The 21,812-nt window shown below is 57.7% G+C and carries 22 protein-coding genes; 14 read left to right on the top strand and 8 right to left on the bottom strand.

The genetic code is table 11. The features are described 5' to 3' along the window. Nucleotides 1-55 precede the first annotated feature (55 nt). Complete coding sequence (locus tag IAI51_RS17095; RefSeq protein WP_003226705.1) at nt 56-991, bottom strand: chemotaxis protein CheV; 936 nt, start codon at nt 989-991, stop codon at nt 56-58. Nucleotides 992-1,444: 453 nt separating this feature from the next. Here IAI51_RS17095 and IAI51_RS17100 point away from each other — a divergent pair, with 453 nt between their 5' ends. The 3 genes from IAI51_RS17100 to IAI51_RS17110 all read left to right on the top strand — a co-directional run bounded on the left by IAI51_RS17100 (nt 1,445) and on the right by IAI51_RS17110 (nt 3,955). Continuing rightward, the gene (locus tag IAI51_RS17100) at nt 1,445-1,915 is read left to right on the top strand and encodes a hypothetical protein (RefSeq protein ID WP_187679547.1); all 471 of its coding nucleotides are present in this window, start codon (nt 1,445-1,447) and stop codon (nt 1,913-1,915) included. Nucleotides 1,916-2,405: 490 nt separating this feature from the next. Further along, the gene (locus tag IAI51_RS17105) at nt 2,406-3,299 is read left to right on the top strand and encodes a sensor histidine kinase (protein WP_187679574.1); all 894 of its coding nucleotides are present in this window, start codon (nt 2,406-2,408) and stop codon (nt 3,297-3,299) included. After that, entirely contained in the window at nt 3,296-3,955 is a 660-nt protein-coding gene (locus IAI51_RS17110) for a response regulator transcription factor (RefSeq protein ID WP_187679548.1), read from the top strand. Before IAI51_RS17105 ends, IAI51_RS17110 begins: the two co-directional genes overlap by 4 nt. Here IAI51_RS17110 and yegS read toward each other — a convergent pair. After that, nucleotides 3,939-4,856 carry a lipid kinase YegS gene (gene yegS, locus IAI51_RS17115; RefSeq protein ID WP_187679549.1) on the bottom strand — a complete coding sequence of 306 codons (918 nt, stop codon included), beginning with the start codon at nt 4,854-4,856 and terminating at the stop codon, nt 3,939-3,941. The genes IAI51_RS17110 and yegS overlap by 17 nt on opposite strands. Nucleotides 4,857-5,170: 314 nt before the next feature. Between yegS and IAI51_RS17120 the strand changes: the two genes are divergently transcribed. Beyond that, nucleotides 5,171-5,479: a hypothetical protein gene (locus IAI51_RS17120; RefSeq protein WP_187679575.1), complete on the top strand. Its 309-nt coding sequence runs from the start codon at nt 5,171-5,173 to the stop codon at nt 5,477-5,479. Between the two features lie 57 nt (nt 5,480-5,536). Here the strand turns inward: IAI51_RS17120 and glp are convergent, their stop codons facing one another. Together glp and moaB are read right to left on the bottom strand one after the other, a co-directional pair. After that, nucleotides 5,537-6,763: a gephyrin-like molybdotransferase Glp gene (gene glp / locus IAI51_RS17125; RefSeq protein ID WP_187679550.1), complete on the bottom strand. Its 1,227-nt coding sequence runs from the start codon at nt 6,761-6,763 to the stop codon at nt 5,537-5,539. After that, on the bottom strand, nt 6,747-7,286 hold the full coding sequence (gene moaB, locus IAI51_RS17130; protein ID WP_187679551.1) for a molybdenum cofactor biosynthesis protein B: 540 nt from the start codon (nt 7,284-7,286) through the stop codon (nt 6,747-6,749). Before moaB ends, glp begins: the two co-directional genes overlap by 17 nt. 81 nt (nt 7,287-7,367) lie before the next feature. On the opposite strand from moaB, the gene mobA reads away from it, so the two are divergent. Next, nucleotides 7,368-7,970: a molybdenum cofactor guanylyltransferase MobA gene (gene mobA / locus IAI51_RS17135; protein ID WP_187679552.1), complete on the top strand. Its 603-nt coding sequence runs from the start codon at nt 7,368-7,370 to the stop codon at nt 7,968-7,970. Between the two features lie 78 nt (nt 7,971-8,048). After that, entirely contained in the window at nt 8,049-8,270 is a 222-nt protein-coding gene (locus IAI51_RS17140) for a YgdI/YgdR family lipoprotein (protein ID WP_187679553.1), read from the top strand. A gap of 81 nt (nt 8,271-8,351) precedes the next feature. Here the strand turns inward: IAI51_RS17140 and IAI51_RS17145 are convergent, their stop codons facing one another. The 3 genes from IAI51_RS17145 to IAI51_RS17155 form a co-directional block, all read right to left on the bottom strand. Continuing rightward, on the bottom strand, nt 8,352-9,242 hold the full coding sequence (locus IAI51_RS17145) for a pseudouridine synthase (protein ID WP_187679554.1): 891 nt from the start codon (nt 9,240-9,242) through the stop codon (nt 8,352-8,354). Nucleotides 9,243-9,312: 70 nt separating this feature from the next. Further along, nucleotides 9,313-9,630, bottom strand: a complete 318-nt coding sequence (locus IAI51_RS17150) for a transcriptional regulator (protein WP_003226726.1) — start codon at nt 9,628-9,630, stop codon at nt 9,313-9,315. A 112-nt stretch (nt 9,631-9,742) separates the two neighbouring features. Beyond that, on the bottom strand, nt 9,743-9,979 hold the full coding sequence (locus IAI51_RS17155; protein WP_187679555.1) for a glutaredoxin family protein: 237 nt from the start codon (nt 9,977-9,979) through the stop codon (nt 9,743-9,745). Between the two features lie 210 nt (nt 9,980-10,189). On the opposite strand from IAI51_RS17155, the gene IAI51_RS17160 reads away from it, so the two are divergent. Then, nucleotides 10,190-11,902: a cation:proton antiporter gene (locus tag IAI51_RS17160; protein WP_187679556.1), complete on the top strand. Its 1,713-nt coding sequence runs from the start codon at nt 10,190-10,192 to the stop codon at nt 11,900-11,902. On the opposite strand, the gene IAI51_RS17165 is transcribed toward IAI51_RS17160, so the two are convergent. Continuing rightward, nucleotides 11,899-13,107 carry an ammonium transporter gene (locus IAI51_RS17165; protein WP_187679557.1) on the bottom strand — a complete coding sequence of 403 codons (1,209 nt, stop codon included), beginning with the start codon at nt 13,105-13,107 and terminating at the stop codon, nt 11,899-11,901. The two genes, IAI51_RS17160 and IAI51_RS17165, sit on opposite strands and share 4 nt — an antisense overlap. Nucleotides 13,108-13,413: 306 nt before the next feature. Here IAI51_RS17165 and IAI51_RS17170 point away from each other — a divergent pair, with 306 nt between their 5' ends. The 7 genes from IAI51_RS17170 (at nt 13,414) to IAI51_RS17200 (ending at nt 21,810) form a co-directional block, all read left to right on the top strand. Next, on the top strand, nt 13,414-13,728 hold the full coding sequence (locus tag IAI51_RS17170; RefSeq protein WP_122591936.1) for a YqjD family protein: 315 nt from the start codon (nt 13,414-13,416) through the stop codon (nt 13,726-13,728). Between the two features lie 2 nt (nt 13,729-13,730). Next, entirely contained in the window at nt 13,731-14,117 is a 387-nt protein-coding gene (locus IAI51_RS17175; protein WP_187679558.1) for a phage holin family protein, read from the top strand. Beyond that, nucleotides 14,114-14,452: a hypothetical protein gene (locus IAI51_RS17180; protein WP_187679559.1), complete on the top strand. Its 339-nt coding sequence runs from the start codon at nt 14,114-14,116 to the stop codon at nt 14,450-14,452. Before IAI51_RS17175 ends, IAI51_RS17180 begins: the two co-directional genes overlap by 4 nt. Before the next feature lie 125 nt (nt 14,453-14,577). After that, nucleotides 14,578-15,741, top strand: coding sequence for an EAL domain-containing protein (locus tag IAI51_RS17185; RefSeq protein ID WP_187679560.1), 1,164 nt, complete (start codon nt 14,578-14,580; stop codon nt 15,739-15,741). Between the two features lie 70 nt (nt 15,742-15,811). Beyond that, on the top strand, nt 15,812-17,140 hold the full coding sequence (locus IAI51_RS17190) for a deoxyguanosinetriphosphate triphosphohydrolase (RefSeq protein ID WP_187679561.1): 1,329 nt from the start codon (nt 15,812-15,814) through the stop codon (nt 17,138-17,140). A gap of 390 nt (nt 17,141-17,530) precedes the next feature. Then, nucleotides 17,531-18,157, top strand: coding sequence for a response regulator transcription factor (locus IAI51_RS17195; RefSeq protein WP_016985478.1), 627 nt, complete (start codon nt 17,531-17,533; stop codon nt 18,155-18,157). Between the two features lie 8 nt (nt 18,158-18,165). Continuing rightward, complete coding sequence (locus IAI51_RS17200) at nt 18,166-21,810, top strand: transporter substrate-binding domain-containing protein (protein ID WP_187679562.1); 3,645 nt, start codon at nt 18,166-18,168, stop codon at nt 21,808-21,810. The last annotated feature ends 2 nt before the right edge of the window (nt 21,811-21,812 follow it).

The following is a 21,812-nucleotide window of genomic DNA, read 5'->3' on the forward strand; positions in this document are numbered from 1 at the left end:
CGAGCTTCATCAACGAATCAAAGGCTGACATGAAGTCAGCCTTTGAGCAGGGCTATCAGGCCGGCACTTCATCGAGCATCAGACGCTGGCGAACCACATCGACCAGTTTGTCCGGCTGGAACTTGGAGAGGAAATTGTCGCAGCCGACCTTCTTCACCATAGAGTCGTTGAAACTGCCGGACAGCGAGGTGTGCAACACCACGTACAGCCCACGCAGGCGTGGATCGTTGCGAATTTCGGTGGTCAGGCGATAGCCGTCCATCTCCGGCATTTCCGCGTCGGTGAACACCATAAGCAGTTTGTCGGTCATGTTCACGCCGGTGTCGGCCCAGGCCTTGAGCATGTTCAGCGCCTTCAGGCCATCGCTGGCAATGTGCATTTTCACGCCGAGCTGGCCAAGCGTGTCACGCAATTGCGAGAGTGCCACGTTGGAGTCGTCCACCAGCAGCACTTCTCGGCCACGGGCACGTTCCAGCACCGGATCATCGAGCTTGTCGCGCGATACTTTGGCGTTGTACGGAACGATTTCGGCGAGCACTTTTTCGACGTCGATGATTTCCACCAACTGATCGTCAACTTTGCTGATCGCGGTCAGATAGTGCTGGCGGCCAGCACTGGTTGGCGGCGGTAGAATGGCTTCCCAGTTCATGTTGACGATGCGATCCACACCACCGACGAGGAAGGCCTGCACCGAGCGGTTGTACTCAGTGACGATGATGGTGCTGTTCGGACCGGGTACCAGTGGACGCATGCCGATCGCTTGCGAAAGGTCGATCACCGGCAAAGTCTGCCCGCGCAGATTGACCACACCGCAGACAAACGGGTGACGCTGAGGCATGAGGGTCAACTTTGGCAGTTGCAGAACCTCCTGAACCTTGAACACGTTGATCGCGAACAATTGCCGTCCGGCCAGGCGGAACATGAGAATTTCCAGGCGATTCTCACCCACCAGTTGCGTGCGTTGGTCTACCGTGTCGAGAATGCCGGCCATCAATGACTCCTGGGCTTGTTCTGATGAATTCACTAAGAGGTGTTATCGGCTGTAAATGCCGAATCTTGATCCCCGCAGAAATCACTATCAAAATGCCACATCAGGGCATTGATGTCACATTAACATCATGCTTTACTGGCCCCGTGTTTTTCATCTGCTAAAGTCTTCGCGGCGAGACCTCGGTTTGCACGGTAGGTTCCCTCGCCTAAGGGATTCCCCTAGTAACAATCAGGCCCAACCTGATATTCGCAATATCCAATAGCCATTAATGTGACGCCATTCTCATTGCATGAACGGAGTCAGGCTATTGTGTGCGATCGCAGTTCAGCGGAAACAAACCCTCTGGAACCTCTCAGCCTGTGTAACTGCACGTCTGGGCGCGATCTCCCGACGATTCACGATCGTCGTCACACACGGCATTCCCTCATCAGACATGACGTTGTGGAGATAAGCATGCCAATCGACCGTAAAGAGTGGGCGCAACGGTTCCCCGAATTTCTTGTCGAAGCTGAAACGCTCCTGGCCAAGTCCGAAGAATGCCTCAGTCATCTGCAACTGATCAGCAACGACAAGGACGCCATCGACTGCATGCTCAGCACGCTCCTCAAGCTTGCCAGCAGAGCTGAAGCCCTGGCGCTTGAAGCGATTTCCGAGTTTTCCCTGCATATTTACGGCTTGCTCAATCTGGCTCAGGACCACGTCGACCTGCACCAACAGGCCCTGGATGCATTGAAGGATTGCTTCACACTGATGGCCTGGCAACTTGAACTGGTCGACCAGAACACCGGACAACTGAGCCTCGATAACAGTGAACAAACCTTGCTGATCGAGGCCTTCGCCTTTCAAGTTGGTCAACCCGAGTTTCAACCAGCGCTCACAGCCAAACGCTTGCCCCTCTTGTCCTTTTCGGAGCGCCAGGCCTGATAGGGTGTGATCCACCGCTGGAAAGATCGCCGTCTCGCATCGTCCAATGTCGCAATTGAACAGTTCATACCTGCCAGCGACAAATCGAATTAAATAATCACACCTGACAGAGGCGAATATTTCCAGCCGGGCTCAGGGTTTGCCTGTGTCTAAAGAACCCAACTTCAGGCAACACCGATATCTATCGATGACAATAAATCGATTCCCCCCAGTTATGGAACTCGCGTCCAACATGGCGTATTTGCTGGCTCATTGGACATATATAGCGAACGCGACCAACGGTATCTTAAGTGGTATTATGCCGCCCACTAGTTGCCTTCAAGTTAATGGCACAGTGACTTCAGAGAAAGACATCCTACGAAGTTGGCAGTCAAAATACGTACACTGAACCACGTTGAAATCAATAACATAATTGACAGCATTTTCAGACAGAGACCCGCCAGCCACCGGCCGGTCTGCCCGCAGCGAAAATCCATTGGCTCCATCCGTTATGTACGCCAGCCTCAAGTCGATCACAACATGGCCACCCTCCCGGGAAAATGCACGCCGGTTCACGCTCATACTTTGTATCGCAGCCACACTTGGCAGCCTGCTGACCTATGGTTTTTCCACACAGATCGGCCTGGGACTGTTGCTGCTGAACATCGCCGCCACCGCCTGCGTCTGGGTGCAATATCGGCTGTCGCGCAAATCGATCAAATTCCAGCCGCAAGAACTCGCTGACCGCCTGCTGGAAGTCCAGGAAAACGAACGCCATCGCCTCAGCCGCGAGCTGCACGACGATATAGGCCAGTTGCTGACGGCCGCCAAGCTACAGAGCGAGTGGCTCAAACGGCGCATGCCGGAAGACTTGCAGGAACAATGCACGGCGCTTTGCGACACCCTTGAAGAAACACTGAACAAGGTGCGCGATGTCTCGGCCATTCTCAATCCACGTCAATTGACCAGCCTCGGTCTTGAGGCTAGCCTGCGCGCGCACCTGCTCAAGACATTGACCAACTCCAGCGTGCACTGGAGTCTCGATTGCCAGCAGCGCCTCAACGGCATCCCGGAAGAAATGGCGGTCGCCGCCTTTCGCATTACCCAGGAAGCTGTGACCAATATCCTGCGTCACGCGCAGGCGACAAATCTGTTGATACGCGTGCAACGCCTGCCAAAAGGCCTGACATTGCTGATCAGCGATGACGGAAAGGGATTCGCTCCGGCCGCGAATCCGGGTCTTGAAGGACAACGCGGCATGGCCGGGATGGCCGAACGGATCGAACAATTGGGTGGCACCCTGAGCGTCATTAGCGAACCGGGCAAAGGCACTCAAATCGAAGCACTTTTCCCCTGGGCGCCCCGCGCACTCGAGCGGGCCAGTACGAATAAGGTTATGCGTTGACTTGTAACTTACTTCTGGTGGATGACCACTCGCTGATCAGGGCCGGCGTGCGCGCTCTGGTGCTGGATATTCCCGGTTACGCGGTGATTGGCGAGGCCAACGACGGCTCGCAGTTGCTGGAGATGGTCGAGCAACTGAGCCCCGATATCGTGCTGCTGGACATATCCATGAAAGAAACCGGCGGCCTGGAAGCCCTGCAACGGCTCAAGCGGGTGCGTCCGCAGAGCAAAGTGCTGATCCTGTCGATGCACACGGACCCCGCGCTGATCATGCAGGCACTGGAATCCGGCGCCCACGGTTATCTGCTCAAGGACACCACCGCCACCGAACTCGAGCACGCGCTGGAAGCCTTGCGCAACAACGAGCGTTACTTGAGTCCGGCCATCGCCCACACCGTGATCACCCAGGCGCTGACCCGCAATCAGAAGCAACAGCCGGAAATCGCCGACTCGCACAATCTGACCGCCCGACAGTTGGAAATCCTGCGCTTGATCGTGCGGGGCAAATCGACCCGGGAAATTGCCAACGGCCTGGGCTTGAGCATCAAGACCGTCGAGACCCACCGCTCGCAAATCATGAAGCGTCTGCAAATCTACGATGTGGCAGGCCTGGTGCTGTTCGCCGTGCGCGAACAGATCATCAGTCTGGACGACTGAGAGGCTGCTTGACGGTCAACAGAGGCGAGTCCTTCGGCAGGTGCACCTGCAACGCCGCAGGCCTTGCCTCGAATCGCATGCTTTCGCCTTCCAGCGGTTCACCATCAAGATTAATGTACAGCCCCTCGGCGACCTTGATTTCGACCCACGGCAAACGGGTTCGCACAAACATGTTGTCGATGCCAAAACCGTCGCTCAGCAGACTCTTCAACGTGCCGACCAGCTCCTGTGGCGCTGGCAAGATGCTGACATCCAGTAATCCGTCGTCGACCAGAGCCTGCGGACACAGCACATGCCCGCCTCCCGCCTGACGACCATTACCGATCCCCAATGCCAGCAACTCACCACTCCAGTGAAAATCTGGCCCCTGCAACTCACCATATGCGGCATGCAACTCGCTGAATCGTGACAGACCGGTGAACAGATAGGCCGCACCGCCCAGCACTTTCTTCAGATCCTCTGAAGTATTGGCCGTGACCTGACTGCCAAAACCACCGGTGGCCATGTTGAGAAAAATCTGCCCGCCCACTTCACCCAGATCAATATCACGCGCCGGCACATCGAGAAGCTCAAGCGCCTCGGCCGGCTCCAGCGGGATTCCCGCTGCGCGGGAAAAATCGTTGGCAGTCCCCAAGGGCAAAAGTACCAGACTGGCTTTCCCCGGATGCGCCGCGAGAGCTTCGGCGATATCGCGCAAAGTGCCGTCTCCGCCACCGGCAATGATCTTCCGATAGCCTTCCGCCAGCGCTTGCTCCACCCATCGTTGGGCATCGCCTGCCTCCCACGTCAGACGCACTGCCAATTCCCAGCCTTGCTTGCGTTTGTCCTCGACTGCGGCGCGAACCGCCTCGTTGAGTGCCTGCTTGCCATGCAGAATCAACAGTGCCCGGCGTTCACTCATAGCGTCACTCCCTGAATTGAATCGGTTGAAACATCTTGACCGCAGCGGCACGTAAAAAAGCCGCAAGAATGACAATTAATTCAAGCGACCGGACGAGGCGTCCTACACAGCGGTATTTTTTCTTACAAAACAAGAGGAATCGGCTTAATTGACCAAGCTCGGCCATTGGTTCACCGTGTGTCGGCGGTATCAATCATCCCAATAACACAAGGACGTGCATGTAATGAGTCGATACACCCCGAGTTTTTTTAACAGCTCGACAGATGGAAAAGGTTACTGGCTTCTATTCGAAACAGCCGCTGTTGGATTTTTCCATGCAGAGCCTTGAAGCCAGAATGCCAGTGAGTCCGGTTGGCCCTCTCGCCGAAAGTCGCGCGAACCCCAAGTCCGAGTTCAAAAGCAACGCCAAGACCACTGGAGAAGTTGATATGGAACCTCGTGTTACCGAGTTGGAAACCCACCTCAAATACATTCGACGGGACATGGACGAAGTTCGTAGTGACGTCAGAACAATCAAACACCGTCTTGCCTATTCGGCGGGTGCAACAGCAGTAGTACTGGCTCTGCTGGGTTGGGTGGCCAATAGCCGATTCGACCAGCTTGTTACGCTGATCAGCCATTGACTCAGAGAAACATTGCAGGCATCGACTGTTTCAGCCGACGCCTGCATTTACGCTCGATCAGCCCAGTAGATCACTCAGTGGAATGAAAACGACCTCATCCCCTACATTCAGAGTGCGGCCTTCCAGCACTTCAACCAATCCATCTGCCCACGCGGCACTGCGCAGCACACCGGAACTCTGGTTGCGATAGATCGTCGCTCGCCCTTGCTCGAGACGCCCACGCAGGTATTCACGGCGATTGCCGGCAACCGGCCAGGTGAAGCCTGCCGGCACCGGGAACTTCAGAGGCTCGACATCCCGCACTCCCTGCCGGCGCAACAGGTAGGGGCGAGCCAGCAGAGCAAAGGTCACCAACGTCGACGCCGGGTTACCAGGCAAGCCGATGACCGGCACATTGCGGAAATGTCCGAATGTCAGCGGTTTTCCGGGCTTGATGGCCAGTTTCCAAAGGGCCAGTTCGCCCTCTTCTCGCAGGGCAATACCCAGAAAATCCGCTTCACCTACTGATACACCACCGGTGGAAAGTATCAGATCAACATTCTGCAACTCACCGAGCCGGGCACGGGTGGTGGCAAGGTCATCAGGAAGAATGCCAGCGTCGATCACCTCACAGCCCAGACGCAGTAACCAACTGCACAGCAACACCCGATTACTGTTGTAAATCTGCCCCGGTCCCAATGGCTGACCCGGTTCGACCAGTTCGTCGCCAGTAGAAATCACCGCAACTCGAACCTTGCGCACAACTTTCAGCCCGGCGCAGCCCAGCGACGCGGACAAGCCTTGTTCAATCGGACCAAGTCGCGTTCCGGCGGGAAGTATCAGTTCCCCGACGGTTGTTTCCTGGCCTTGGGGGCGAATGTTCTGCCCGATCTTCAGAGCTTCAACGAAACGCACGCTTCCATCGGACTGAACGTCAGCGTTTTCCTGCATTTCCACGCAATTGGCACCGGGTGGTATCGGCGCCCCCGTGAAGATTCGCGCACAGGTACCGGGTTTCAAAGCTTCCGGAGACTGCCCGGCAAACACCTTTTGACTAACCGGCAGCGGTTCGCCCGCCCAGTCCGAGAGGTTCAAGGCATATCCGTCCATGGCACTGTTGGGCCAAGGTGGCAGATCCAGGGTCGAAACCAGATCTTCGGCCAGTACCCGACCCTCGACCTGAGCCAGTGGCAAATATTCGTGCTCGACGATTGGCGAGGCCTCGGCCATTTCCAGCAGTCGCGCCAGCGCCACTTCGACGGGCATCAACGAGCCCGTCTTGCCCGGCTTACCCACGGGATTCACAAGGCGCTGCCTGTTTCAGATGAGGAACGAAATTGCACGGACGGTGACGAGCGTCCAGTTGCTCACCCAAAATCCCATCCCACCCCGTACGCACGGCATTGGTCGAACCCGGCAAGCAGCAAACCAGCGTGCCATTGGCCAGACCGGCCAGCGCTCGGGATTGCACGGTCGAGGTGCCGATATCGGCCACCGATATCTGCCGGAACAACTCCCCAAACCCATCCACTTGCTTGTCGAGCAGACACGTGACGGCTTCAGGGGTGCTGTCGCGGCCCGTGAACCCGGTGCCACCGGTGATCAGCACCACCTGTACGACATCGTCGGCAATCCAGTTGGCGACTTGCGCGCGAATTTTGTAGAGGTCATCTTTGAGCAGGACCCGCGCTGCCAGATTGTGGCCGGCGGCCGCCAGGCGGTCGACGAAGACCTGGCCTGAAGTGTCGGTTTCCAGGGTTCGGGTATCGCTGACAGTCAGAACCGCAATATTGAGCGGCACGAAAGGTACATCAGCCTTGGCTTTCATAGGCTCTTCCAGTTGTAGGGAAAACAGCCCGGTGTTATATCACAGCGCCCCCTTTTTTCGCCGCCCCTCCGGAGAGCTGCCATGACCTTTGACACGCAACTGCCGCCCTGCTCCATCTTGCTTCTGGCGGGTGGACGCGGGCAACGCATGGGTGGTCAGGACAAAGGTCTGGTGGAGTGGCTGGGCGAGCCGTTGATTGCGCATCTACAGCGCAAGACCCGTCCGCTCACCGATGACTTGATCATCTCCTGCAACCGTAATCGTGAGCGTTATGCGCCGTTCGCCGATCAGTTGGTGGTGGACGACGAGGGTGACTTTCCCGGTCCGTTGGCCGGTATTCGCGCCGGCCTGAAAGCCGCACGCCATTCGCATCTGCTGGTATTGCCCTGCGATGTCCCGCGTATTGATGGTGCGTTGCTACAAAGCATGCGCGAGACCGCGAATCTGCATCATGACAAACCATTAATGTTGCGCCATGACGAGCACTGGGAACCGTTGTTGTGCGTGATCCCGGTCGCCCTCTTACCAGCCTTCGAAGACGCCTGGAATGCCGGGGAACGCAGCCCCGGGCGGGTCATGCGCGGTCTCGGCGCCACCGCGCTGCACTGTCCCGACAACGACCCACGGCTGGCCAACCTGAACACCCCCGACCTGTTAAATGCGCACAACACTGTGTCAGACTGACACTATTCAAGGAACTCTCACGCCTTGTATACGTCTCAAGCTCAGTAACCAAAAGAATTCCCATTCGGAGACACACTCATGACTCAACGGACCCTCGCCACTTTCATGCTCGCACTGGGCCTAGCTACCCTCGCCGGTTGCTCGTCGCCAACAGTGATCACCTTGAATGACGGTCGCGAAATCCAGGCCGTCGACACCCCGCAATACGATGATGATTCGGGCTTCTACGAGTTCAAACAGCTCGACGGCAAAGAAACCCGCATCAACAAGGATCAGGTTCGTACCGTTAAAGAGTTGTAAGCTCTGGGTCGACACCGGATACAGAAAAGCCCGCATAGATATGCGGGCTTTTTCATGGGCGCTCGAAAAATGGCACCGATGTCACCATTGCAGGGTGATGCGACTTTCGAATTCACGTTCCTCACCGGTCACCGGATCGATAAAGCGCAGCCCTTGTGCCAGTAATTTGAGTGGATTGGCGTAGTCATCCTCGACGTCTTTCAGTGCATCCGGGTAAAACGGATCGTTGCAGATGCTCGCCCCCAACGCGGTCATGTGCACGCGCAGTTGATGTTTCTTGCCGGTCACCGGATACAGGCCGTAGCGCCAGAGATCGCCGTTCTTCTCCCGGACTTCCACAGCCGTTTCGGTGTTGCTGACGCCCGGACCTTCCTGCATACGGAAAAAAGGCTCGCCATCAATAAGGCGGCTTTTGTGCACCAAGGGGAAACTGAGTTCAGGCAATGCCGGAGCAATCGCTTCGTAGCGCTTGTCGATCTGCCGTGTCGGGAACAGCGACTGATACGCGGAACGGGTTTGCGGATTAGCCGAGAAGATCACCAGCCCCGCCGTATGCCGGTCGATCCGGTGCAGCGGCACCAGATGAGGATTGTCCAGCCGACGAATCAGCCTGCGCAGCAAGGTTTGTTCGACATACTCGCCGGCCGGGGTCACCGGGAGAAAGTGAGGTTTGTCAGCCACCACCAGATGTTCGTCGGCATAAAGAATCGACTCGACCACCGGTATCGGTTTTTCGTCCGGCACTTCGCGAAAGTAGTGAATCCGCAGGCCTTCCTTGTAGGGCAAGTCCAACGCAATCGGCTGACCTTGGCCATCCAGCACCCGCCCCCGGGCAATCCGGTCCAGCCACTGCTCGCGCCCAATGGCACTGAAATGCTCGCACAAACAATCAAGTACGGTCAGCCAAGTACCCGGCGGCAGGTACAGTGTGCTGGCCTGATTCTGTGCAGCGGAAAATGTTGATGTGGACATATGGAAACTCGAACCATTAAAGCAGTCCGGCATTATCCAACACTGGGGAAACGAACCTAGCGCTGAATCCTCAGGCGGGAATCGACTTGAGCGCCGCCGCCTCGGTGAATTCCTTGAGCCAGCGCAACACGTCGACCGCCTCCCAGCGGCCCGGGTCGTACAAGGCGTAGAGCAAACCCTGATAACCGACCACATCCAACTGCTTGTGATAACCGGCTCGCTGAAACAGGGCTTCGATCTCGGCAAAACAGGTATTGAAATGCAGTTTGTTGAATGGCGTCTTGCCCTCCGTGACCAACCCGTCCAGGCGCAATTCGAGAACGGCCTCGCGTACCACATCAACCGACATCCGGTTAACGCTGTTCTTCAACTGTTCGACATTGACCACGGTTCATCCCTCTGACCCAGTTACTGTATGAACATACAGTAACCGAACAAACCGGGAAGTGCCAAGGGCTGGATGCTCGTGAGCGACCAGCGGGATGCAGCACGAAAGCTGATTAACGGAGAAACGCCACGACCTCATCGGCGCTGAACGGCCAGTCCAGTTCCGCCCCGGTATCGATTCGACGCAGTACCGGAATCCGCAGGCTGTAAGCCTCAAACCAGTGCTCGTCCTCGGCGATATCAACCAGCTCAACGAGCAAGCCGTGCTCGACAAAGGGCATCAGTTCAGCTTCCGCGACTTCACACAGATGACACCCCAAGGTGCCGAACAGCTGACATTCAGGAGGCATGATGGCTTCGACCCAGAAATGAGTGCGCCTATTCTATGCCGCCCCTGAAAACCCGTCGAGCCACCGCAGCCCGAAGGCTTAAGCGTATTTGTGGCGTTTCACTCGCAAAACCCTGACGCAAATCAGCCCGCTGAAAAACCAATTACGCAATGCTCCCGGTCTTTTTGCCTCTACGCTTGAAAAGCCAGAGCCCTGACATCGGAGTGTCCAGTGTTTGCCAACCTGTTGATCATCCTCGCCTCGTCCCTCGTGGTGATTGCGCTGTTCCGTCGCCTGCGATTGCCGCCGGTGTTGGGCTACCTGTGCGTGGGCTTGCTTGTTGGGCCGAGTGCATTCGATTGGGTCAACGAGAGTGAACACCTCCCCGACGTGGCTGAACTGGGTGTGGTGTTCCTGTTGTTTTCGTTGGGCCTGGAGTTTTCCCTGTCGAAGATGATTGCGCTGCGCCAGGTCGTATTTCGTCTGGGCAGCCAGCAGGTTCTGATCAGCACGGCGCTGTTGGGTCTGCTGCTGATGTCGCTGGGCATGCCGATGACTTCTGCACTGTTGCTTGGCGCAGGACTGTCGCTGTCGTCCACGGCGATCGTGACCAAAGAGCTGGGTAGCCTCGGCGAAGTGTTCAGCAGTCACGGCCAGAATGCCGTCGGCGTTCTGCTGTTTCAGGACGTGGTCGCGGTCTTGCTGCTGACCCTGGTGCCGGTGTTCGCCGGAAGCAGTGATCAGGTCTGGTATTGGGCATTGCCGATGACCCTGGCGAAAACCGTGGTGCTGTTTGTCGGCCTGCTGCTCGCCAGTCGCTGGTTGTTGCCTCGGCTGTTCCATGAAGTGGCTGCGTCGCGCTCGGCTGAGTTGTTCGTACTGTTGGCGCTAGTGATCGTGCTGTTGACCGCATGGCTGACTCACTTGCTCGGCCTGTCCCCTGCCCTTGGCGCTTTTCTCGCCGGCATGCTGTTGGGTGAAAGCCACTACCGACATCAGATCGAAGCCGATATCCGGCCTTTCCGCGACATTTTACTCGGGGTGTTTTTTGTCAGCATCGGCATGCTGATCGACCTGCAATTGTTCGTCAGCCATAGTCTGCTGATCCTCGGCCTGACCCTCGGTTTGATGGTGATCAAGGGCATCGTGGTGGCGCTGCTGGTGAAATGGCGCGGCAGTGACAGTGAAACCGCTTGGCGCAGTGGTCTGGCGCTGGCCCAAGGGGGAGAGTTCTGCTTCGCACTGATGGCGCAAATGCAACAAAACAGCCTGATGCCGGCAGAGTTGGGCGCCCTGCTGCTCGCGGCCACGTTCTGCTCAATGCTGCTGACACCGCTGTTGCTGCGTGCGGCACCACGTATCGCCGCGGTCCTGCACCGCAAACCCAATCAGGAAGCACAGATAGAGGAGATCAGCGCGCTCAACGCCAGTCTCGACAAGCATGTGGTGATTTGCGGATACGGGCGCGTCGGTCAATCGATCGGCCGTTTCATGCGCAACGCAAAGCAGCCTTACATCGCTCTGGACAACGACCCGGTGCGGGTACAGGAAGCCTCGAGCGGGGAAAGTGACGTGCATTACGGCGACTCCTCTCGCGGCGAACTGCTGACCGCCATCGGCCTGATGCGTGCGCGATTGCTGGTGATTGCCGTGGATCAAAGCGATGTCGCCCTGCGCATCCTCAAGGAAGCTCGTCGACTCAATGCGCACGTGCCGATTCTGGTGCGCACCCGTGACGACAGCCAATGGGCCGAACTGAAGGCCGCCGGCGCCACCGAGGTGGTGCCGGAACTATTGGAATCGAGCCTGATGCTCGCCTCGCATGCCTTGATCATGCTCGGCCTGCCAGCGCATCAGGTACAGGAGAAAGTCGATCAGGTGCGCATTGATCGCTATCGCCTGCTGCACGGTTTTTATCCCGGGGCCGACGATGTTGAAAATTAGTCCTGACTCACCGCGCCGATCTTGTGCAACGACAGGTCGGCGCCGTAATACTCTTGTTCCTGACTCAGGCGCAGGCCATGCAGCGCCTTGATCACGCCGTAAACGACGAAGCCGCCGATCAGCGCCACCGCCACGCCGAGCGCAGTGCCGATCAACTGGCTGATCAGGCTGACGCCACCAAGACCACCGAGCGCTGTCTGGCCGAAAACCCCGCAGGCAATCCCGCCCCACACGCCACACAATCCGTGCAACGGCCATACGCCCAAGACGTCGTCGATGCGCCATTTGACCTGCGCGGCGGTAAAGCACCAGACGAACAGAGCACCAGCAATGGCGCCGGTCACCAGTGCGCCGACCGGATGCATCAGATCAGAACCTGCACAGATCGCCACCAACCCGGCCAACGGGCCGTTGTGCAGAAAGCCCGGGTCATTGCGCCCGACGATCAACGCCGCCACCGTGCCACCGACCATCGCCATCAACGAGTTGACCGCCACCAGTCCGCTGACACCCTGCAGCGTCTGTGCGCTCATTACGTTGAAGCCGAACCAGCCGACAATCAGAATCCACGAGCCCAGAGCCAGAAACGGAATACTCGACGGAGCGAACGCGACCAGTCGACCATCGCGATAACGCCCATTGCGCGGGCCAAGCAGCAGCACCGCCGCCAGCGCCAGCCAGCCGCCCATGGCATGTACCACCACGGAGCCGGCGAAATCATGGAACGCCGCACCAAACTGCGCCGTCAGCCAGGCTTGCAGGCCATAGTTGCCGTTCCAGATCATCCCTTCGAAAAACGGATAGATGAACGCCACGATCAGCGCTGTGGCACACAACTGAGGAACGAAACGCGCCCGCTCGGCAATGCCGCCGGAGATGATTGCCGGGATCGCTGCGGCAAAGGTCAGCAGAAAGAAAAACTTCACCAGCCCATAGCCATGATCGGCACTCAGCACCGCCGCCGGCTGCATGAACGTCACGCCGTAGGAGATCCAATAGCCTATAAAGAAATAGGCCAGGGTCGAGACGGCGAAATCGCTGAGGATCTTCGACAAGGCGTTGACCTGGTTTTTCTGGCGCACCGTACCGACTTCCAGAAATGCGAAACCGGCGTGCATCGCCAGCACCATCACCGCACCGATCAGAATGAACAACGTATTGGAGCTGTGAACCAACGTGTCCACAGCGCTTTGCAGATTTTCCATAAAGAGGCAGACCTGGCAGGTAAATAGAGCACCAAATCAGTTCATACGAGCATTTCATGCACCAAGTTGCGACCGCGCAGTCATGGATCAGGCTGTCCGATGAACCGCTTTGGCGCACAAGGTCGATGCCCTGATACGAACCGTGGTTATTTGAGTTAAGGTTTTCCCGCTTGTACGCTCGGCAACAGCGCACGACTGTCGGGCGACGCACCACGACATAGCAAAAGCTGTACCAGTCATTTGTACTGAACCTTCGCGCAAGGCTCATACTCGAACGCTTCAGACGCCACTTACGGAGATCCACCCATGGCCAGCATCAAGGCAAAGACTGCTCAAGAAATCCTCATGAACGACTTCCAGACATTGGTCGCCGACACCGAACGGTTGCTCGAGCACACCGCCACTCTGGCCGGCGATCAGGCTGATGAGCTGCGTGAACAGATCCACGACAGCCTGCTGCGTGCACGGGAAACCCTGAAGCTGACCGAAGACACCCTGCGCGAGCGCGGTCAGGCGGCGGTCACCGCCACTGAAGACTACGTGTCGGCCAATCCTTGGCAATCCGTTGGCATCGCTGCCGGTGTAGGTTTCTTGATCGGCCTGCTGGCTACTCGGCGCTGATTATGTCGATCGGTGAATCCGGCCCGGCTGCGGGCACCACTTCCTCCACGCGGCGTCTGGGCGCCGCTGTCCTTGGCTTGCTGCACAGTCATGTCGAATTGTTCGGCATCGAATTGCAGGAGCAGAAAGCACGTACCGTCAGCCTGTTGCTGTTCGCAGGCTTGGCCTTGGTGTTTGCCCTTCTGTTGCTGGTAGGTTTGTCGACGTTGGTGTTGATCGTGTTCTGGGACACCTATCGTCTGCCCGCGATCATCGGCCTGTGCGTGTTCTACACACTGGCGGCCGCGTTCTGCGGGGTGCGCCTGAAGGCTGCGGTCTTCGATGAATCCTCACCCTTCCACGGCACGCTCGAAGAGCTGGCCAACGACCGGGAGCGTCTGCTGCCATGAGCCTGCCTGAACTTCCACATAACAGCTCTCGTCGGGAAATGCGCAAGGCACTGATCCGCCTGCGCATGGAAATGCATCGTCAGGAAATCCGTCACGAAGCCGGGCAAGTGCTGCAACCCTTGCAGCGCATGCGCGGCATGTCGCAAAACCTGCAAGGCGGATTCGGCATCAAACACGCGCCGTTGTGGGGCGTGGCCGCTGTCACCCTGCTGGGTTTCATCACCGGTAAGGGCGCGAAAAGCGGCGGCGTCGGTGGCCTGACCCGACTGGTTCGCCTCGGTACCAGCCTCGGGCCACTGATCAAACTGGTCATGCAGAGTTCGGGTAAACGCTGACCTCTCGCAACTGGCTACATTCTTGCAATACCTTCGGGATGAACCTCTTTCTAGAAGAGGTTCAATCCTGAACGCCTACCCGGTCGGCAGGTTTCAACCAGAACAAGAACGACTAAGGAGGCCCCGTGATCGACGGGCAACCGCTCGCCTGTTTTCAGCCTTTCATCGATACCGCCACTGGACGCATCGCCGGCGTCGAAGCCTTGGGCCGCCTGCGCCAGAGCGATGGACAATTGACCTCGGTCGGGCCGCTGTTCGCTGACCCGCGCACGCCGGCCATGGCCCTGCGCCGCCTCGACCGGCAGATCCGCGACAACGCCCTGAGCCGTCTGCATGAAGCCCCGGCTGACTGGTTTCTCAGTCTCAATATGTCGCCGCGCTGGATCAGTCGCCTGCGCCCCGACCAGGCCCTGCCCAGCCTCAAGCAACTGGCGCGACACAACGTTGATCCACAGCGTATTGTGTTCGAGATCACCGAACTGGGCGGCAATGGTCAACGTCTGGCCGAAGTGGTTGCGCGTTATCGCGACGCTGGGGCGCGGATTGCCATTGATGATTTTGGCGCCGGTTATTCGCAACTCGATCGGGTGCTGGCGCTGCAACCGGACATCCTCAAGCTCGACATGCGACTGTTTCAGGCCGCCGCGTTGGGCGGGCCGAGCAGTGATGTGGTCAAGGCCCTCGCGCAAATGGCCGAGAAAACCGGCTGCTGGATCATTGCAGAAGGGGTCGAAACCGAGGCGCAGCTGAATTTCGCTCTGGAATGCGGATCGCGCTACGTACAGGGTTTCCTGTTCGCTCGGGCGCAGGAGGCGTTCTTTGCCACCGACGCCTTTGTGCAGCGCTTTGCCGAGCTGCGCCAGCGTTACGTTCAGCAGAAGCTCGCCGAGCGTGGGCGATTGATGCAGATGCGCCAGCAACTCAGTGAATTGATGGCGATCCTGCAAAAATGGGCGCAAGCCCGTGCGCCACTCAGTGCATTGCCCCACCTGGAAGCATTTCCATGGCTGCTGCGGTTTTATCAGTGCGACCGCCACGGCACGCAACTGACCCCCAATCTGGAATGGCGCCACAACGGCTGGATCGCCGACAACCGCTATCTGGGACACAACTGGTCGTGGCGTCCGTACTTCTATCATCTGTTGGCCGAAGGTTGGGACGAACGGCGCCTGACCCTCTCCAATACCTACCGAGATGCCACCAGCAATCAGTATTGCCTGACGGCCGGGCAGTTCTTCGACAATGGCGAACGCCTGCTGTTGATCGATATCGATGCTGCAGGATTATAGTTCCGCTTGCAGGCATACGGCTGAACCGGGAAGCTAGGTCAATTCAGTCACCTGACGGAGAGAATCAGCCTTGGATTGGCAAACCCTGCTCAACCGCGAACGCCTCGGAAAGCCGCTGTACAGCCCGCAAGAGCTTGGCCGCAGCCCTTTTCATAAAGACCATGACCGCATCATTTTCTCGGGAGCTTTCCGTCGCCTGGGCCGTAAAACCCAGGTGCACCCGGTCACCAGTAATGATCATATCCACACACGCCTGACCCACTCGCTGGAAGTCAGCTGCGTGGGCCGTTCGCTGGGCATGCGCGTTGGCGAAACCCTGCGCAGTGCCCTTCCCGACTGGTGTGATCCTGCCGACCTGGGCATGGTTGTGCAGTCGGCCTGCCTGGCTCACGACATCGGCAATCCGCCATTCGGCCATTCCGGTGAAGACGCCATTCGCCACTGGTTTCAGCAAGCGGCCGGGCGTGGCTGGCTGGACGGCATGAGCGAAGCCGAGCGCGGTGACTTCCTTAACTTCGAAGGCAATGCCCAGGGCTTCCGCGTGCTCACGCAGCTTGAGTACCATCAGTTCGACGGTGGCACCCGCCTGACCTACGCCACCCTCGGCACTTATCTGAAGTATCCGTGGACGGCTCGTCACGCCGACTCCCTCGGTTACAAGAAGCACAAGTTCGGCTGCTATCAGAGCGAACTGCCGCTGCTTGAGCAAATTGCCCACAAGCTCGGCCTGCCGCAACTGGAAGACCAACGCTGGGCGCGCCATCCATTGGTGTACCTGATGGAGGCCGCTGACGACATCTGCTACGCGCTGATCGACCTCGAAGACGGTCTTGAGATGGAGTTGCTGGAGTACGCCGAAGTCGAATCCCTGCTGCTCGGCCTCGTGGGCGATGATTTACCGGAAACCTATCGCCAACTCGGTCCGCAGGATTCACGGCGGCGCAAACTGGCGATCCTGCGCGGCAAAGCCATCGAGCATTTGACCAACGCCGCCGCGCGGGCCTTTGTCGAGCAACAGGACGCACTGCTCGCCGGCACGTTGCACGGCGATCTGGTCGAGCACATGCACGGCCCGGCCAAGCGGTGTGTGCTGAACGCCAAGGACATCGCGCGCAAGAAGATCTTTCAGGACAAACGCAAAACCCTGCACGAAATCGGCGCCTATACGACGCTGGAGATTCTGCTCAATTCGTTCTGCGGCGCCGCGCTGGAACAGCACAATGGGCGTACTCCGTCGTTCAAAAGCCGACGCATCCTCGATTTGTTGGGCAACAATGCGCCGGACCCACAAGGTTCATTGCACGCATCGTTTTTGCGCATGATCGATTTCATCGCTGGCATGACCGACAGCTACGCCAGCGACATGGCACTGGAAATGACTGGGCGCTCCAGCCACTGATCCAGCGTATTCAGCCGGCCGGTACCGCCGGCAGGCTGATTACCTGTCGATCATTTTCTACCTGAAATGTCATTTTCGACGAGTGCATTTTGCAGTTTTATGCCGGGATATAACGGTAAAACAACCAACAACAAAAAAGCGACGAATCAGCACACTTAAACAGTGATGAAATAACTATTGACATCCAGCACTTGCAAAACAAACACAGCCAACTATAAGCCGATACCATCCCTGCACTTCCTTACGTTGATCCTAGTTTGGCCGTAGTCCCTTTCCTTATTAATTGTAGGAATTATCCGATAACGCGACTGGAGCCAAGTCAGTTCATGCGAGTGTTCATTCATCTGAGCTAAGGTGCGCGCTTTATTCGTGCTTGTATGGGATTTGATTATGAACTCCGTTTTTATTGTTGACGATCACCCGGTCATCCGTCTCGCCGTTCGCATGCTGCTGGAACATGAAGGTTATAAGGTCGTCGGTGAAACCGATAACGGGGTCGATGCCATGCAGATGGTGCGCGAGTGCATGCCTGACCTGATCATTCTCGACATCAGTATCCCCAAGCTCGACGGCCTGGAAGTGCTGGCCCGCTTCAACGCCATGAGTTCACCATTGAAGACCCTGGTACTGACCGCCCAGTGCCCGACTTTATTCGGTATTCGCTGCATGCAGTCCGGCGCGTCAGGATATGTCTGTAAACAAGAAGACTTGAGCGAACTGGTCAGCGCGATAAAGGCAGTACTTTCCGGTTACAACTATTTCCCCAGCCAGGCGTTGAATCCGGTGCGCAGCGACGATATTCGTTACGCAGAACTGGAACTTTTCAAATCCGTCAATGATCGGGAGTTGATGGTATTGCAACTATTTGCTCAGGGCCGTACCAACAAGGAAATAGCCAAGGGCATGTTCCTCAGCAATAAAACCGTCAGCACCTACAAAAAACGCCTGATGCAAAAACTCAAAGCCAAATCACTTGTAGAACTTATCGAGATGGCCAAACGTAACGCACTCGTGTGAGAGCCCGCATGCCCAGTCGTTTAAAGGACTATTTAATTGCGTTGTGCGCCGGTCTGTACTTGAGCGCCAACGTGTTCGCCATGCCTGGCGCTTCAGCGGACTATGTCTTGCTCAGCCGGTCGGCAAGCGAGTCGGTCCCGGTCGCGCTCGAACAGTCCCAACGGCAGTGGCTGCATGAGCGCAGCGAATTGATACTCGGCACTTCCGCGCCCGACTACCCACCCTTTGACATGACTGTCAGCGGAAAGGATTACGAAGGTCTGACGGCTGACTACGCCGGAATCCTCAGTCAGGCCACCGGTTTGCCAATCCGGGTGCAGCGCTTCCCCTCCCGGGATGCTGCGATTCGCGCGCTGGTCGACGGCCAGGTCGACCTGCTCGGCACAGCCAACGGCTTCGAGGCGAGCAACGCCAGCCTCGCACTTTCCACACCCTATGCCATTGATCAGCCTGTACTCGTCACCCGCGAGGACGAAACCCGCTCACTGAGCGAAGGTCTGGCGGGGCTGCGACTGAGCATGGTCTATCACTATCTGCCGTTGCCCGAGGTCAAGGCGCTGTATCCAAAAGCGCTGATTACCTGCTATCCCTCCTACCAGAATGCAATCAACGCCGTGGCATTCGATCAGGCCGATGTGTTTCTTGGCGATACCATTTCCACGCATTACATGATCAACAAGGGCTACCTCAACAACGTGCGCATGGCCAATTTCGGCAAACAGGAAGCCCAGGGGTTCAGCTTCGCCGTACGCCAAAACAATCCGCACCTGTTGGGCATCATCGACACCGTTCTCAAAGCGGTGCCAAGCAGCGAACGCGACAACATCGCCAAACGCTGGAGTGCCGGCAGCGACCTGTTGCTCACCGATCAGAAAATGCAACTGACCCAGCGCGAAGAGGCGTGGCTCAAACAGCACCCTGTCGTGAGCGTGGTGGTCAATGAGGCGTTTGCGCCGCTGACCTTCTTCGACAATGATGGAAATTTCCGCGGCATCAGCGCCGACCTGCTCGAACTGATCCGATTGCGTACCGGCCTGCGTTTCGAGATCCGCCGCAGTCGCAACGACGCGGACATGATCAAGCAACTCGACAGCCATCAAGCCGATCTGATTGCAGCACTGCTGCCGACCGCCGAACGGGAAAAAGCCCTGAACTTCAGTCGCCCTTACCTGGAAAACTCCTATGTCTTGCTGACCCGCAAAAGCGCCGATGGCCCAACCAATCTGGGCCAGCTCAAAGGCAAGCAACTGGCGATCGCCCAGGGCAACCCGATGGTCGAGTACCTGCGCCGAGAGTTTCCACTCATTCAGTTGATCGAAACGGCCGATACCTTCAGCGCCGTTTCGTTGCTTGCCGAGGGGCATGTCGACGGCGCGGTGAACTCGCTGGTGATCGCCAATTACTTCATTTCTTCGCGGATCTTTGACCATCCATTGCAGATCACCACCACCATCGGCACCGGTCAGGCCGCGTTCTCTCTGGCGACCGCTCGCGACAACAAGGAACTGAGCTCGATCATCAACAAAGCTCTGCTGAGCATTGCCCCGGAAGAGCTGGGTGTGATCAATGGCCGGTGGCGCGGTTACTCCACCGCCTCCCAGAATATCTGGCACAACTACCAGCGTCTGTTCTATCAAATGATCACTGCCGCTTGCCTGATTCTGCTGCTGTTGCTGGCCTGGAATGCTTATATGCGACACCAGATCAAACAACGCCAGGCGGCCGAACGTGCCCTTAACGACCAGTTCGAATTCATGCGCTCGCTGGTCAACGGTACACCGCATCCGATCTACGTTCGCGACCGCCAGGGCCTGTTGCAAAGCTGCAATGACAGCTACCTCGAAGCCTTCAATGCCAAGCGTGAGGACGTTATCGGCAAAAGCGTCATGCAGGGCACCCTGAGCAACGCTTTCGAGGCACAGGCCTTTCAAGCCGATTATCAGCGCGTCGTCACAGAAGGCACTCCGCTGGTGCTCGACCGGCCGCTGCACATCGGCAACCGCCGCCTGACGATCTATCACTGGATACTTCCCTATCGCGACTCCAGCGGCGATGTGAAAGGCATCATCGGTGGCTGGATCGACATCAGTGAACGCCGCCAGCTGTTCGAAGACCTTCGCGCGGCCAAGGAACAGGCGGATGAAGCCAACCGCGCCAAAAGCACGTTTCTGGCCACCATGAGCCATGAAATCCGTACCCCGATGAACGCCGTGATCGGCATGCTCGAACTGACGCTCAAACGCATGGACACGCAGCATCCGGATCGTTCGTCGATCGATACGGCCTACCATTCGGCAAAGGATCTGCTGGGCCTGATCGGCGACATTCTCGACATTGCACGGATCGAGTCGGGGCGCCTGAGTCTTTGTCCTGAACGGGTGAATCTGGTCGACATGGTGGCGTCGGTTGCCAGAATCTTCGACGGCCTCGCCCGACAAAAGAATCTCGCCCTGCAAGTCATCGTCAACCCGCCGGACCTGGCGGTCGATGTCGATCTGGACCCGCTGCGCTTCAAGCAAGTGCTGTCCAATCTAGTCAGCAATGCCATCAAGTTCACCGAGCACGGTCACGTCAGGATTACCCTCGATCTGATGAACACGGAGATGCCTGCACGGGCCCTGATGCAACTGACCGTACAGGACAGCGGCGTCGGTATCAGTGCGGAGGATCAGCAACGCTTGTTCGAACCTTTCGCGCAAGCGGAAAACAGCCATCAGCAGGCCAGAAGCGGCGCGGGTCTGGGCCTGGTCATCAGTCGCAACCTGTGCGAAATGATGGGCGGCCAGTTGCAATTGAGCAGCCAGCCCGGAATCGGCACTCAGGTCTGCGTTTCGCTGCCGCTGGAAACTCTGCCTGTCCAGGTGAGCACGACCAGAAACGAACCCGCGCTCAAGACTTCGCTAACGCCTCTGCGGGTGCTTGTGGTCGATGACCACCCGGCCAACCGCCTGTTGATGTGTCAGCAACTGGAATTCCTGGGCCATCACTTCAGCCTCGCCGAGAACGGCCGCAGTGGACTTGAACGGTGGATGGATGGCGGCTTTGATCTGGTGATTGTCGACTGCAACATGCCAGTGATGAACGGTTATGAGCTCACCCGTGCCATTCGCCAGCAGGAGCTGCAGAACCGCTGGCCGCCCTGCACCGTGCTGGGTTTCACGGCCAATGCGCAACCCGAAGAAATACAACGCTGCAAACAAGCCGGCATGGACGACTGCCTGTTCAAACCCTTGAGCCTGAGTCTCCTCAGCCAGTGGGTCGACGGCATCACTCCAGCGTCGCAGCCTGCGGCATTCAACCTGCAAAGCCTTAACCTGTTGACCGGCGGCAACCCGACACAAGCCCGACGACTGCTGGTCGAGCTGCTAAAAAGCAGCCGTCTCGACCGACAGGAACTGCTCGCGCTATCGCCGCAACAAGATCGCGGGGCGTTGGCCGTAGTCGCTCACAAAATCAAGGGCGCCGCGCGCATCGCGCAGGCGACGCAGGTGATCGAATGTTGCAATGCTCTTGAACAGGCCTGCGCGCAGGCTTTGCCAACAGATGAGATCGCCCGACTCTGCGAGGCGAGCAACAGGGCGATGCTCGAACTGGAGCAAGCCTTGCAACAACAATTGGCGTTGTCTGACCAAAGCACAATGAGCTTGCCTTAACT

Source organism: Pseudomonas sp. N40(2020) (assembly GCF_014472415.1).
In the GTDB taxonomy this organism is placed as follows: domain Bacteria; phylum Pseudomonadota; class Gammaproteobacteria; order Pseudomonadales; family Pseudomonadaceae; genus Aquipseudomonas.

Coding starts and splice junctions, on each gene's coding strand:
- IAI51_RS17145 (WP_187679554.1), bottom strand. CDS start 9,242: ATGTCCACATCAACATTTTCCGCTGCACAGAATCAGGCCAGCACACTG.
- IAI51_RS17120 (WP_187679575.1), top strand. CDS start 5,171: ATGCAGAGCCTTGAAGCCAGAATGCCAGTGAGTCCGGTTGGCCCTCTC.
- IAI51_RS17195 (WP_016985478.1), top strand. CDS start 17,531: ATGAACTCCGTTTTTATTGTTGACGATCACCCGGTCATCCGTCTCGCC.
- IAI51_RS17105 (WP_187679574.1), top strand. CDS start 2,406: ATGTACGCCAGCCTCAAGTCGATCACAACATGGCCACCCTCCCGGGAA.
- IAI51_RS17155 (WP_187679555.1), bottom strand. CDS start 9,979: ATGCCTCCTGAATGTCAGCTGTTCGGCACCTTGGGGTGTCATCTGTGT.
- IAI51_RS17180 (WP_187679559.1), top strand. CDS start 14,114: ATGAGCCTGCCTGAACTTCCACATAACAGCTCTCGTCGGGAAATGCGC.
- IAI51_RS17200 (WP_187679562.1), top strand. CDS start 18,166: ATGCCCAGTCGTTTAAAGGACTATTTAATTGCGTTGTGCGCCGGTCTG.
- IAI51_RS17100 (WP_187679547.1), top strand. CDS start 1,445: ATGCCAATCGACCGTAAAGAGTGGGCGCAACGGTTCCCCGAATTTCTT.
- IAI51_RS17175 (WP_187679558.1), top strand. CDS start 13,731: ATGTCGATCGGTGAATCCGGCCCGGCTGCGGGCACCACTTCCTCCACG.
- IAI51_RS17170 (WP_122591936.1), top strand. CDS start 13,414: ATGGCCAGCATCAAGGCAAAGACTGCTCAAGAAATCCTCATGAACGAC.
- IAI51_RS17140 (WP_187679553.1), top strand. CDS start 8,049: ATGACTCAACGGACCCTCGCCACTTTCATGCTCGCACTGGGCCTAGCT.
- yegS (WP_187679549.1), bottom strand. CDS start 4,856: ATGAGTGAACGCCGGGCACTGTTGATTCTGCATGGCAAGCAGGCACTC.
- IAI51_RS17165 (WP_187679557.1), bottom strand. CDS start 13,107: ATGGAAAATCTGCAAAGCGCTGTGGACACGTTGGTTCACAGCTCCAAT.
- moaB (WP_187679551.1), bottom strand. CDS start 7,286: ATGAAAGCCAAGGCTGATGTACCTTTCGTGCCGCTCAATATTGCGGTT.
- mobA (WP_187679552.1), top strand. CDS start 7,368: ATGACCTTTGACACGCAACTGCCGCCCTGCTCCATCTTGCTTCTGGCG.
- IAI51_RS17095 (WP_003226705.1), bottom strand. CDS start 991: ATGGCCGGCATTCTCGACACGGTAGACCAACGCACGCAACTGGTGGGT.